10 protein-coding genes are annotated in these 13,468 nt (G+C 62.0%); 4 read left to right on the top strand and 6 right to left on the bottom strand.

Annotated features, from left to right (window positions below):
- Positions 1-20 precede the first annotated feature (20 nt).
- On the top strand, positions 21-2,855 hold the full coding sequence (gene mobF, locus AC5QAH_RS02930; RefSeq protein ID WP_495232087.1) for a MobF family relaxase: 2,835 nt from the start codon (positions 21-23) through the stop codon (positions 2,853-2,855).
- A gap of 565 nt (positions 2,856-3,420) precedes the next feature.
- On the opposite strand, the gene AC5QAH_RS02935 is transcribed toward mobF, so the two are convergent.
- On the bottom strand, positions 3,421-5,094 hold the full coding sequence (locus AC5QAH_RS02935) for an adhesin (protein WP_495232088.1): 1,674 nt from the start codon (positions 5,092-5,094) through the stop codon (positions 3,421-3,423).
- 257 nt (positions 5,095-5,351) lie between these two features.
- On the opposite strand from AC5QAH_RS02935, the gene AC5QAH_RS02940 reads away from it, so the two are divergent.
- Positions 5,352-6,146: a M15 family metallopeptidase gene (locus AC5QAH_RS02940; RefSeq protein WP_180836296.1), complete on the top strand. Its 795-nt coding sequence runs from the start codon at positions 5,352-5,354 to the stop codon at positions 6,144-6,146.
- An 884-nt stretch (positions 6,147-7,030) separates the two neighbouring features.
- On the opposite strand, the gene AC5QAH_RS02945 is transcribed toward AC5QAH_RS02940, so the two are convergent.
- The gene (locus AC5QAH_RS02945) at positions 7,031-9,790 is read right to left on the bottom strand and encodes a UvrD-helicase domain-containing protein (RefSeq protein ID WP_241874283.1); all 2,760 of its coding nucleotides are present in this window, start codon (positions 9,788-9,790) and stop codon (positions 7,031-7,033) included.
- A gap of 179 nt (positions 9,791-9,969) precedes the next feature.
- Between AC5QAH_RS02945 and AC5QAH_RS02950 the strand changes: the two genes are divergently transcribed.
- Positions 9,970-10,704, top strand: a complete 735-nt coding sequence (locus tag AC5QAH_RS02950) for a hypothetical protein (protein ID WP_224328287.1) — start codon at positions 9,970-9,972, stop codon at positions 10,702-10,704.
- Positions 10,705-10,772: 68 nt separating this feature from the next.
- Here AC5QAH_RS02950 and acuI read toward each other — a convergent pair whose 3' ends face one another.
- On the bottom strand, positions 10,773-11,762 hold the full coding sequence (acuI, locus tag AC5QAH_RS02955; RefSeq protein ID WP_109813642.1) for an acrylyl-CoA reductase (NADPH): 990 nt from the start codon (positions 11,760-11,762) through the stop codon (positions 10,773-10,775).
- 102 nt (positions 11,763-11,864) lie between these two features.
- On the opposite strand from acuI, the gene AC5QAH_RS02960 reads away from it, so the two are divergent.
- Entirely contained in the window at positions 11,865-12,203 is a 339-nt protein-coding gene (locus AC5QAH_RS02960) for a winged helix-turn-helix transcriptional regulator (RefSeq protein WP_495232089.1), read from the top strand.
- A gap of 88 nt (positions 12,204-12,291) precedes the next feature.
- On the opposite strand, the gene AC5QAH_RS02965 is transcribed toward AC5QAH_RS02960, so the two are convergent.
- The 3 genes from AC5QAH_RS02965 to AC5QAH_RS02975 all read right to left on the bottom strand — a co-directional run bounded on the left by AC5QAH_RS02965 (position 12,292) and on the right by AC5QAH_RS02975 (position 13,408).
- Complete coding sequence (locus tag AC5QAH_RS02965; RefSeq protein ID WP_049455411.1) at positions 12,292-12,489, bottom strand: hypothetical protein; 198 nt, start codon at positions 12,487-12,489, stop codon at positions 12,292-12,294.
- A gap of 115 nt (positions 12,490-12,604) precedes the next feature.
- Positions 12,605-12,982 carry an EF-hand domain-containing protein gene (locus AC5QAH_RS02970; protein WP_049412998.1) on the bottom strand — a complete coding sequence of 126 codons (378 nt, stop codon included), beginning with the start codon at positions 12,980-12,982 and terminating at the stop codon, positions 12,605-12,607.
- 27 nt (positions 12,983-13,009) lie between these two features.
- The gene (locus AC5QAH_RS02975) at positions 13,010-13,408 is read right to left on the bottom strand and encodes a hypothetical protein (RefSeq protein ID WP_049412999.1); all 399 of its coding nucleotides are present in this window, start codon (positions 13,406-13,408) and stop codon (positions 13,010-13,012) included.
- Positions 13,409-13,468: the final 60 nt, after the last annotated feature.

The following is a 13,468-nucleotide window of genomic DNA, read 5'->3' on the forward strand; positions in this document are numbered from 1 at the left end:
ACGTTCTTTAAGGGAGCCCCATGATCAATTGCACCCGCATCGATGCCCGCGGCCACAACAAGAACAACGGAAACATGTTCGACTACATGCTGGCCACCGAGCGCCTGGCCATCGACAGTGCCGTGGCCTATTACGCCGGCAGCGGTCCCGATCCGCGGCAGACGCTCAATTGGGGCGGCAAGCTCGCCGCCGAACTCGACCTGGAAGATCAACCGGTCACCCGAAGGGTGATGGAGTTGTTGGGCAAGGGCTTTTCACCCACCGGAAGGCCGTTGTGCAAAAACGCGGGAGAGGAGCCCCAATTGGTCATCAAGACGGATCGCATGGGCAACGTGCGACTGGACGACGATGGCAAGCCAATGGAGAAGTGGGAGGGCGGCCATCGGGTCGGGTTTGATCTGACCATCTCCGCCCCGGGGGACGTGAGCGTGGCGTTTGCGCTGGCGGATGATCGCGAGAAGCTGGCCATCCTGGAGGCCCACCGCCAGGCCTGCGCCGTGGCCATGCGCTACATCGAAAGCAAAGTGGAGACCCGGCGCGGACAAGGAGGCGTAGACGTTATAGGCACGGCGGGATTGGTATGGACAGCCGCCGATCATGTCAGCAACCGGAACGTGGAACCCGACCTGCACACCCATCACCTGGTCTACGGGATCTCGATGGGCGAGGACGGTCAGTGGGGCACCTTCGACGCCATCGAAATCTACCGTCACCGGCACGCCGCGGATCACCTTTACAAAGTCGAGCTCTACGCCGCGATGAAAGCGCTGGGCTATGGGATTCAGCGGGAACGCGAGGTGGACGTGATGGGGCACGAAACGGGCCAGACTCTCACCACGATTGCCGGCATCGACCGGGAGCTGGTGCTTCAGAGGAAGACCCGCCGCCAAGAAATCCTGGACTACGTCAAGGAACACCCCAACGCCAGCCACGACGAGGCCTGCAAGGCCACCCGCAAAAAAAAGGAAGAACCGCCCTTCGAGCAGGTGGTCAAGGACTGGCAGCAAACCTTCGCCAACATCGCTAAAGAGCACCCGGAGCTGGTTCCCACCACCCAGTCGCTCAAGCAGACGAAAGGCCAACACCTGGACCCGCATACGTTTGACGAGGTTTTGCAGCGCATGCACGAAAACGAGGCGATGTTCTGCGAGCATGACCTGGTCCGGGAGTTGGGGATGGAGTTCGCAGGACAAAAAAATTCAGAAGAAATCCTCAGGATGGTGAATGAGTTCACCGAGCAGGACGATCTGGTGCGCGTGAAAGCCGAATACCTCCACGAAGACGACCGGGGCGTTCGGTTGGCGCGCAAGCACCGGGAGGATCGCTTCTGCGCCACCTGGATGGTCGAATGGGAGGCCGAGATCATCCGCCGCTCGAAAGAGCGGGAGAACGAGACGGACCTCAAGCTGTTCCGCTCCACCGTGGATCGGGAGATCGCCGCTTACGAGAAGCGCAAGGGCTTTACCCTCACAGAGGAGCAGAAAGCCGCCATCGGTCACCTCACCTACGGCACGGCCGGTGTGGGGGTCATGTCGGGGTTGGCCGGCACCGGCAAGACCACCGTGGCCGAGGTCTACAAACAGTGCTTCGAAGCCGAAGGAAAGCAGTTGATGGGCTTGGCCGTGTCGGGTAAAGCCGCGGCCAAGCTAGAAGAAGAGTCCGGAATGCCCTGCATGTCGGTTGCAAAGTTCTTTTCCCAGCTCCGGCAGGGCAAGGTTGCTCTGACGAAGAACGTTGTGGTGGTGCTCGATGAAGCCGGCATGGTGGCCACCGATGACACCTTGAAGCTCATGACCTACTGCCAGGGGGTGGGCGCCAAGCTTGTCATGCAGGGAGACAGTGACCAGCTTCAGCCCATCGCTGCGGGCAACGGCTTTGAGCTGGCGAAGATGGCCTTGGGGGACAAGAAACTGACCGAAATCCGCCGGCAGAGGAACGCTGATGACCTGGTCACCGCCAACAGCTTCTACGAGCGGGATGACGAGGGAGAGGTCAAGGACATGCGCCGCGGACACCGCAGCCGCAAAGGCACATTCGATATGGGCGAAGATATCCTGAACAACCTCAAGCAACGCAACTGCATCGACGACTTTGGCACGGAAAGCCAGGCCATCAAAGCGTTGGTGGAGGATTACTTGAAAGACAGGACGCCCATGGACGAGAAGCTGGTCTTGGCCCACACGCGCTCTGAAGTCAAAGCGCTTACCACGGGCATCCGAACGGGGCTCCAGGAGCAAGGCGTGCTGGACAAAGAGGAGTTCACCTTCCGATCGATCGTGAAAGGCCAATGGGAAGACCTGACGCTCTCCCGCCGCGACCGTGTGATGTTCACGGCGACCAACAACGACTTGGGTGTCATCAACGGCACCGAGGGCACGGTGGAGAGTATTCGGAAGGACAAATCCGGTGGCTACGACCTGGTGGTGCGCATCGACTCTTCGAACCCGAATGAAGAAGGACGCATCCTGGAGTTCAACACCAGCGAGCACAACGCCTTGGCCCACCGGTATGCCATGACCGTTCACAAGGCGCAGGGGCAGGGGAAATCCGAGGTTTACCACTTGGCCACGAACATGGGAATGCTCGACCAGCAGTCGGCGTTGGTGGCGTTCACTCGCCTCACCAAAGGCAGCTACCGCATGTTTACGACCGACGAGATGATGGATCGCATGGCCGAGCGGCTGGGCACCGAACGGCACAAGGAAATGGCGCTGAGCGTGGGACTGTCCAGCAAGCAGGCGGACCCGGTGCGCAACCTGGTCCAAGAAGTGGAAGCGCTGCTGGCCGGGTTGAAATCCGAAACCGAGGTGCCAATCTCGAACGCGGAACGGCGCGAGATGAGGCTTACCCGGTGACGCATCGGGCCAGCGCCAACACGCTGATCACCACCACTACCCATGGCCACCACCCCACGCGTTCGGAGGGGGCTTTCACCGGTGTTCCCAGCTGCCACCGCCGTTGGTGGGCCAACCCGCGCACGTGGGCCGTGGCCCGCCGGCGCGGGTTGACCACGATCCCCGGTGGCTTGGCGTAGATGCGCCATCCCTCCCGGGAGGCCTTCACCCGCCACGCCTGCTCATACGCCTCGGTTTCCGCCCGGGTGGCTGTCACCACCTCCAGCTGTTAGTGCTGTATGTGTCATCTTCCTTTGCGTCGTGGTTGGTCAACCATTCCCTGACGGCTTCTAGGGCAATGGCAAGCATTGGCGTGAGTAGTGCTACGGCAACGGTCATTACTGCAGGTGGGATTGTCAGTCCGGCTCCTACACTGCTGAGCGGTTGAGATGCTACCAGCTTACAACGCCGCGGTCAACGGTAAGTTATTGTATACAAATAGAATTTCAATAAATTGACGCCACGAACAAGGACCCCGAAGGGCCCTTGCCGAGATACGATCACCTCCTTTCGCCGCTGACATTCGTTACCAACCGATGGCCCAGGCTGCGCCCACGGCGGTGTCCTGCCCACTGCGGGAAACCCCGATCGAGAAAGCCGATGGGGATCCGCGTGGGGTGGTCACGTCACGGGTGTAGCCAATGGAAATGGCGGCTTGGCCGCTGCAGCCACCGACGCCCACGGCCAAGCGGTTTCGGTTCTCTCCGTGGATAGCAGACGTCGAGGTGGCCATCTGGGCGTTGGCTTGGGCCATGGCGCACACGCCGCTCACCCGTTTGTCGAGCTGGCGGAAACGGCGGTCCGTCAGGTTCCAGCGGTCGTCTTGCTCCCGCTGGTAGTCCCACAGCTGACCACCGTTGATCGCGTCCGTGGACCCTGGAGCGATCGCTCCTGCAGCCACCCCGGTTACCCGCTGGTTGCCGGCGTTGATCCCGAATCGGGTGACCGATGGGCCGCCTTGGACGGTGAAGCCGTCGCTGTTGTGGATGGCCTTGGCCACTTGGACCGAGCCCTGCTCGGAAAGCTCAATGGTGTCTTTCAAGGCAACGGTTTGGGTGCCGTCCCCGTTGTCCGTGACCTCGATGTTGGCCCCGGCCACCGCAGAGCTGCCACCGCCATCCTTGCCGTCCTCTCCATCTTGTCCAGCCGGACCTTGGGGGCCTGCTGGCCCCGGTGTTCCGCTTTGTCCGTCCGATCCTGCCGGGCCTGGCTCGCCTTTATCTCCCTTCAGCGACGCCAACCACTCGCGCTCATTGCCCTGGTAGCCATTGTTCACGGCCACTTGGTAGGCACTGGCACCATCGGAGCCTGCTGGACCTTGGCCGCCGCCGGGGTTGTTCTCAATGGTGTGAAGTCGTCCGTCGATGTCGTAGAGCGCCTCAGCAACCGTGTGGTAAGTGTTGCCGCTCTGCATAACATACGTCGGAGCGATGAATTGTCCATTGACGTAACGTGCACCGGCCCCCAGTGCACCAGCCATAGGATTTAATTGCCCGACTGTCGCAGCGTCTGTGTCGTAGAGGCCGTCGGCCACGTTGGACACACGGCGCTTAAGCGTAGCGTTACCCACGGAGACGGTGTTGGCTTCGCGGCCGCAGTCGCTGGTAGCGCCGAGGGCTACGCAGCCATCAGCGTCGGCGTTGGTGAAGGCTCCCAGCGCGGTTGTCGCGGCCTTGGCCCCCAAATGATTGGAATTGAGAGCTCGGCCGCCATCGCCCACTACCACAGTGCCTGCGCCAGTAGCTCGAATGTTCTTGCCCACGCCAACCCCTCCTTCATTGCTATTGGAGGGGTTGCCGCTGACTTGGCTGTTGCTGCCAATGATGGTTGCGTTGTCTCCGTTGCTGTTGTGGCCAACGACGACCGTGCCGCTCACCGCGCCAGCAGGCGCGAACGCGTCGTTTCCAATAACAATGACGCCGCCGGCGAGGGCTCGAACCCGAGTTCCGAAGCCGATCGAACCAGTTCCAACGACACTGTCCGCTCCCACTGCGATGCAGTCGCCGAATGCTGCATTGGGAATTCCAGCGAGGGAACCCTTTCCCACTGCGACGCAATTGTTGTGGGCAGTCGAGTCGTCACCGACGGAGGTGCTTTCAGAATCTGTGGCAGTGGCGTTGTTGCCAACTTGGGTTTGAGCATTTGCTAAACCCGCTAAAAGGACTGCCAACCAAGCGCAGTGGATGAGGGAGCGTTTCATAGGGTGGCCTCCTGGGTCTTAATTGAGTGAGTGTGTGCACTCACGAATAGATCAGATCCAAGAGTGCGCAAGCCCCCCCCCCAACGAAACTTCCCGGCGCAACGGCAGGAGGGGCCGTTGGGCCGGGAAGCGGTGGGGCCGACTTTTCCCCACCCTTGTTCTTCTACGTCAGGGAAAAGATTCCGCAAGCCCCCTTGCGCGTTTTCGATTCTCCGCTTGCATGGATGTATCGCTCATGTGAGTAAGGAGGCCTACTCATGATCACCCGTTTTCTGCTCGCGCTCGCACTGGCCAGCGCACCCGTCTTGGTCCACGCGCACGCGCCAGCCACCGATTCCGTTGAGGTCCACGGGAAGAAGCCTGGGTTTTTCAAACGCCTGTTCCACCGCCACAAAGACGCCCCGCAGTGGGACGGTGTCCAGCCCGAGCTTCGCTCAGCGCTGGAACGCATCGCCTTGCAGATGAAGGACGAGGGCTACGACCTGCGGCTGATGGAGGGCTACCGTTCTAAACAGCGCCAGGCCGAGCTGATCGCCAGCCAAAAGGGCGTGACCCAGGTGGGGCCAGGCAGCAGCTGCCACAACCACGGTTGGGCCGCGGACATGGTCATCTACAAGCGCGGGCGCCCTTCTTGGGACCTGAAGGACGAGCAGGTGCGGCAGGGCTACCAACGCTTCGGTGAGCTGGCCCAGCAGGCGGGATTGAGGTGGGGTGGGGCTTGGAAGAGTTTCAAGGACATGCCCCATGTGGAGATGCGCAGCGAGTGCCTGCTAGCCATTCGTGGGGGATATCCCCCACGCCGATCAATGCAAACGGTGATTGCCAAGGCGGAGTCAGTGTCTGACCTACCGAGAGCACCTCGGTGGGCCTGGAGCGTCGATTCCGAGCTGGCGCCGGACTGGACGTGCGAGTCCGTGCTTTGCAGTGCGTCTTGGGCGACGGTGAGCCGGCCATGGAGTTATGACGCAAGGTTGGCGTTGAAAGGGCTCCGAGCAGAACCGTTTGCTGCGGCCTCCTGTCCCATGGCCCCAATTGCCCTGAGACATACATGAGGAAGCGGTCCACCTGATTGCTTCCCTTTTCGGCGGAGAGTGGGGCGAGCGGGTCATCTGCCCTGATCGCGCAGGTTCGGAGGGGATCGAGATTGACGCTCCCAAGGGCGGCAAAAACGGCTGGATCCGTTGCACCGCAAGGGGTATGCTCGTGGCGGGCACATTCCAGGGCACCTCCCAGATTGGTGAAACCCAAGCCGCCCAAGGGGTGAGGGCACTTCTCAAGGAAGTCCCACTCTCTCCGCCAGTTGTTTCAAAGAGCCCCTGGAAACAGGGGCTTTTTCGTCTCTACGGCCCTGGCTGCCATTCATCCACCCATCCGCCCACAAGGGCAAGTGAACGGACAAACGGATGCCTTCCTTTGATCGGGACTCCGATAGGGCAGAGGAAAATCAAGAACCGTAAGCGGTTCTGATACACAGGCGCAGAGACTTGTGCCGGTCAATTTGAATGTACAAGTCACCCGCGCTAGGCTGCGCATGCCCAAGGAGGGCGATCAACGGAGTTATGGCATGAAGATTGGATTCAAGCTTTCTGTTGCTATTGCGGCCTGTGCGTTGACCTTTGGAATCAGTAGCGCCACGGCGAAAGCCCCCGGCCCTTGTACCGTCTGCGAGGTCCAGTACAGGGCGTGTGAGGCGTCAGGCACAGACGTGAGCATCTGCATCCGAAACTATACGCAATGCATGCGTGCGAACGGTTGCATTATCCCGTAAGAAAACATCGTGGGGATTTGCAGGGCCTTTACGATGCCCGCAGTCTTGCCACCATCCAGACGAAAGCCTCGGTCCAACCGGGGCTTTTTCTTTTCCGGAGACGCCATGGCGTAGAAGTGCCCTCTGATGCAGGCGGGCGGGTGCGTGCTGAAAGGGGGCGGGATGCAGTCATCCCCGACGCCCACCTCTCGGCTTGCTGTGGCACAACGGGTAACTGGAGCACGACCGGAACGCCCCATGCGGCCCATTGCGGTCCACAAACACGCCCACCTTGCACACCGGGCAGCGCTCTTCATTGATGGCCGCGCCTGAAATCGCGGTTACTTCCACTGCCCCGTCCTTCACCAGCTCATCCAGGAACGGCGAGTGCTTCCCCTGTAGGGTGAACATGGCCACCGAGCGTCGCGCACGCGTCAGCGCGACATAGAACAACCGCCGCTCTTCGCTCAGCGGATAGGTATCCCCATCCGGCATTGCCAGCGAAAGGACCGGGTCATCGGCGCGCAGGCTCGGGAAGCTGCGGTTGATCATGCCCGGCAGAATCACGTAGTCCGCCTCGCGTCCCTTCGATCGATGGACCGTGAGGAACTCTACGTCCATCGTGCTGCCGAAGGCTGTCTTCCAATCCGAAGGCATCGCGCTGCGATCTGCGCGGTAGCGCCCCAGGATAAAGACCGTCACGCGCCCGTTGCGCCCTTGTGGCACCGCCCCGGACAACAACTGCTGATGCAGCTTGGCGAGGTACTGGCGAACACCATCCTGAAGCTCCTCGCGCCGGGTCATCTGGAACGCGTGCAACACCGGGCCCATCGCCGGCGCAGCAGAGCGAACTTCTTTGGTGATCTGCACTGGATTCCGGCCGATGAAGCGGCTGGACGCATCGCAGAGCGCCTGTGGGCAGCGGAATGTCTGCTCCAGCTTCAGCACCTGGCCCTGGCCCTGGCCCATCCATTCGCGGAATCCGGTCATCACTGAAACGTCGGCGCCGGCGAAGCGATTGATCGACTGCCAGTCATCGCCCACCGCAAACAGGTAGCGGCCCGGTTGGCTGACCAGCGCACGGCAGAGGCGTGCGCGGGCGCGCGAGACATCTTGGAACTCATCGGCCATCACCAGCTCGTAGGGCGATTCGTAGCTGCCCTGTTCCAGCAGCCCGGCCGCCATGTTGAGCATGTCTTCAAAATCGATGCCGTGCTCGTCAGCCAGTGCGTTGTCCCAGGCCTGGAAAACAGGGCTGGCGATTTCCAGGAAGCGCCGATGCCGTTCCTTGAACTGGTCTTCGGGCATCTGTCGCAGGCGCGCGGCCATATCGTCCAGCGTCAGACAGTTGCTCTTGGCGTGGGCAATGAAGGTGCGCATCAAGCCGATCAGGTCTGCATCCGGCATCGGCTTGGCGCCCTGATCGGGCAACTCGCGGTCAGGGTTCGGGTCGAGTTCGACATCAGACGCGCCAAGTCGCTCCGCAAGATCCTGCAGGGCATGTCCACTGCGCAGGCCGAACGACGTCGTCTCGACCAGCGCGGTGCCGCGCGCTGCATGCTGCTGGCGCTTCCAGTGCATACCTTCAGCGTAGTGGGCGAAGTGCGCCGGCGGCTGGCCATTGGCATCCAGCGCAAAGTGCTCGTGATACAGCCCGGCGTCCGGGTAATAGAAGTCCGGACGATACTGGCGATGGGTGTCGGTCGCCGTATCGAATTCGTAGCGCCGCTCGTAGTCGTACGTCACGCCGTTGTAGAAGAGCCAGTCGGCGATCACGCACTCTTCCAGGCTCTTCACCCGCTCACCCTGCAGGGTGCGGATGTAGGGCATGCCATCGCGGTCGTAGCCGTCGGCCTCCATTTCCGCGCCGAATGGTGGCAGGTCGCGCCCGAACACTAGGCGGAACATGTCCCATTGGGTGCGGAAATGGGTCGAGCGATCCTTCAGGTCGTCCACCAGTTCGGCCAGCTTGTTGAAGCCCAGCGTGGCGTCAATGGCCCATTCCGGGATATCGGGCTTGCGCCCCGTGGCTTTGGCGATGATGGCCAGGCCGAGTGCATGGAAGGTCCGTACCTCAATCGTGATGTCGCCCATGCCTAATCGGTTGAAGGAACGCTGTGCGCGCTCTTCAAGCTCTCTGGTGGCATCCTTGTTGAAGGCGAGCATCACGATGCGTTCGGGTTCGACAAAGCCGCGGTCAATGGCATAAGCGGCCTTGGCGACCATCGTGGAGGTCTTGCCTGAGCCGGCCGCGGCCACGACCTGGACCCGGTTGTCGAAGCAGATGACGGCGCGGGCCTGTTCCTCGGTCAGCGGCTTGCTCTCGACCCGGTCCAGGAAGTCCTTGGCCAGCACCAGCTCCCGCGTCGCCATGGTCGCATTGGCGTCCCCCCATACGGCGGGCCAATCCAGCTGCCAGTCGTGCAGGGCATCCAATGCGGCACGATGGCTATGGGAGTGCAGGTCGTCGTGCACATCCTCATCGAGGAACAGCCGTTCCAGCTCGGCCGGCGACAAGGGCAGGGTGGGGCGCTCGGCCAGCAGGATATGCTGCTGTTCGTGGGTGATCCAGCGGCGGCCGGCGGTGCCCCGGTCAGTGAGGGCGTCGGCCTCGGCCAGCCACGATTGGATCTGCTCCAGAATGTCCTCGAAGAGCGCCTTGCGCCCGCGTGTGGTGCGCGCGAAGAGCACCTGCTGGACAGCACCCGCGAGGCGGGAAGCCTGGCCGTTGGGCAGGCCGTCCACGGACAGCGTTTCGCCGTCCTCGCTCTGCAGCGCAACCCTGGCCCAGAACAGGCCCGGAAGAACCCGCACACGCTGGTCATCATCGACGTGTTGGCGGTACTGCCGGCCTTCAATCAGAAGCTCGACATGCTCGCCATCCAGCCGCAGCCGCCAGTCCGGCGAGCGGGTCACACGCTGGCCCCAGCCCGAGGGGCGCCATTCCATAGACATCAAGATACTGCCTTGCGTACGTCACTGGGCGTAAAGCGCCCTTACAGCCCCATGATAAGGGGGCTTGATCAGGCGCGTGACTGTTGCCGTGCGGTCGGAGTGGGTTAGGCTGTCGCCATGCCGTAGCGGATGGCTGCGACCACTGCGTGGATGGCGCCCCGGGAAGGAATCCAATGCCTGCAGGAATGTTCTCTACATCTGGCCGCAACTGCCTTCTGGCTGTTGTACTGTCTTTGGCAGCACTGCCTGCGGCGGCGCAATCGCCCACCCCATCACTGTTCTGTGGCTTCTGGACTGAAGAGGCGGATGGAACATGGAGTGTGTCCCGGGAGGTGGACGCAGCAACGGGTGCCACGGCATCGCGCGACACCTACGAATGGACGTCAAACAGCACGCCATTCGGCACTGGCATGGCCAGCAGCTGGACCCTGAATTACTACTGGCCACAAGACGCGACGCGCCAGAAGGTTGTTCCAGAGGCCGAGGTTGTAGTGGTCATGGATTTCCGTTTTGACGCCAAGGAAATCGGCCAGGAGCCGAAGGATCCCGGACACACCTGGATACACCTGTATCGGTCGGAAGATCCGAACAAGCAGTTTTCGGTCTACTCCACCAGCCTGACGGGCAGTATGGACTGGAATCGCCTCCGAAACGGAAACCTCGGCGGAAGGGCTTTTCTGTCTTTGGATACGCTGCTGGCTTACGGTACGGGCCTGGAAAAACTGGTGTGGCAAATCCGCGGTGCGCCTAACGCTCTGGGTGTGACGGAAAGTTACGCCAAGGGCGTGCTGCCCATCGCGACGATGCGCGGCAAGCTGGCGAAGATTCTGAAGCTACGTGCTGAACTGGACCGGAAAGCGGGGAAATTCCGCAGCGAATGCAAGCTGCCGATTGAAGTTTCAGAATAGCGCTGCATAGACGCAGAGCACGGCATCGGCCCCGCGGCGGCAGCGTGCCACCGCGGGACTGCCTGCCGTCAGGCATTCACATCCACCACAATCCGCCCACGCACCTTGCCTGGGATGATCTGGTCGTAGACGTCCAGCACCTCGGCAAGCCCAATCAGCTGCACGGTGCTTTCGAGCTTCTGCGGGTCCAGGTCGGTGGCAAGCCGGTCCCACGCACGCTGGCGAACGGCCTGCGGCGCATTCACCGAATCCACGCCGGCAAGCGTCACGTTGCGGAGAATGAAGGGCAGCACCGAGCCATGCAGCTCATCACTCTGCGCCAGCCCGCACGCGGCCACTGCGCCGCGGTACTTCGTCTCGGCAAGGGCGTTGACGAGGGTAGGGCCGCCTGCCACATCGACCACGCCGGCCCAGCGCTCAGCACTCACCGGCCGCTCGCGCGGTTCTGAAAGCTGCGCGCGGTCGATGATCTCGGCGGCGCCCAGGCTGTGCAGATACTCGGCGTGTTCCGGGCGCCCGGTGGCGGCCACCACGCGATAGCCCAGCTTTGAAAGGATCGCCACCGCGATCGAGCCGACGCCACCGTTGGCCCCCGTTACCAGCACGTCGCCCCTATCGGGCGTCACGCCGGCATCTTCCAGTGCCAGCACGCACAGCATCGCGGTGTAGCCCGCGGTGCCGATGGCCATGGCGTCGCGGGTGCTCAGGTTGCCGGGAATCCTGTTGAGCCATTCGCCGCGAACACGGGCGCGCTGGGCGAGGCCGCCGTGGTGGCCCATGCTGAGATCCCAGCCATTGAGCACAACGCGGTCGCCGGGTTTGAAGTCGACGCTGCTGGAGTCCAGCACCACGCCAGCCAGGTCGATGCCAGGGATCAACGGGAACGTCCGGATCACCGGGCGCGCGCCGGTGAGGGCCAGCGCGTCCTTGTAGTTCAGCGTGGAGTACTCGACCTGCACCAGCACGTCGCCATCCATCAGGTTGGCTTCATCGAAATCGACCAGCTCCGTGGAAACGCCGTCGTTGGTCTTGCGGGTCAGCAGTGCCTTGAAACTCATGGTGCGGTCTCACGTTCAATGGATGAACCCATGCTAGGCTCGCACCACTATCGCAACAAGAACGATGATTTTCCGTAGGTACTATGGTTTTCCGGAGTATGCATGCGTAGCAAGTGTTGGGACGGCAAGAGCGGTTGCGCGGTGGAAGTCACGCTGTCGGTCATGGGCGGCGTGTGGAAGCCGATCATTCTGTTCCACCTGATGACAGGCAAGCGGCGTTTCATGGAGCTCACGCGGCGTGTGCCCAACGCTACCCAGTCCATGCTGACCAGCCAGCTGCGGGAACTGGAAGCCGACGGGGTGGTGATCCGCCACGTGTACCCGGAAGTGCCGCCGAAGGTGGAATACGAGCTTTCCGAGTTCGGGCGCACGCTGGTTCCGGTGCTGCTGGCCATGCGCGAGTGGGGTGAAACCTATCGTGGTTTCAAGCGTTCGCCCTGAGCTGATTGTCAGCCGCGCATGGAATGTGGCGCGCACCAGTGCCAGCCCCCAAAAATGGGGGCCGGCACACATCACGGCAATGCGTGACTTACGGGATGGTGCAGCCGCTGTTCCGCAGGCAACGGGCAAACGCCGGGTAGCAGACGTTCTCGCCATTGCCCGCCGCCAGACAAGCCTCGTAGGCGGTGTAGCACGGGGTACAGCGGGACTGCGCGGAGGCACTGCCGATTCCCAGGGTCAGTGCAGCAGCCGCAATAGCAACAGGCAGCTTGAATCCAATCTTCATGCTTCACTCCGTTGATAGCCCTCCATGAGCACCTCGGAGGCTAACGTGGGAAGAGGGTGTGTTCAACCCGCACCGCGTCCGGATGGGCATCCATCTTCAGCGCCCCGCCCTGGATTTACTTTGTTGGCGCGTCTGCAGTCTGAGCGGCCACCATGGCTTGTTGCATTTCCTTCAGTGACAGATAGCCATCACCATCGGTGTCCAGGCCCGTAAAGTACTTCGCGATCTCCGGCACCACGATGGCTTCCTCCTTGCTGATCCTTCCATCTTTGTTCTTGTCCATCGCGGTAAATGCGGCGTTGATTGAATCGGCCTGCTTGTTGAAACGGCCCTGCTGAAATTCTGCGTACTCGGACTTGTCGACGCGTCCATCCTTGTTGGTATCCATCGCGGTGAACGTGGAATCGATGTAGGCCTGTTTCGGGTCGGCCGGTGCGGCCTCGGCCAGTAATGGGGCAGCGCACAGGGCAATCAACAGAGCAGTTCTGGTCATGGGGTGTTTGTCCTTGTTGAGGGTCAATCAGCGGCAGGGATAGGTGTAGCCGTCGGTGCCGCGATAGGTATCGTTGCGGCGGTCGTAGTTGCCGTAGCGGTTCATGCAGTAGTCGGCGCGCTCGCGGACTTCGCGTTCGCGCTTGGCAGCAGCGGCAATCACGCCGGCCACCACCGCTGCACCCACCACGCCCACTACCACGCCGGTGGCTTTGGCGTCGTGCCGGCGCTCGCGTTCCCGCTCACGATCCCGCTCACGTTCGCGCCGCTCCCATGCATCGCGCTCCCGATCACGGTAGTCCTGGCTCCAGTGTGGGCTGTAGCGATCGCCACGCTGTGCGTGGGCGTCGCTGGAGTAGGGCATCAACACCAGTAGCTGCGCGGCAGCTACCAGCAGCAGTGCGGGCTTTCCTGTTCTAAGAAACATCGTCCAGCTCCTGTGCGGACATTCTCGGTAGCCGTAGTACACACTGCGGACATTGCGCGA

The sequence above is a fragment of the Stenotrophomonas sp. YJH_SMC_43 genome (genome assembly GCF_059372535.1).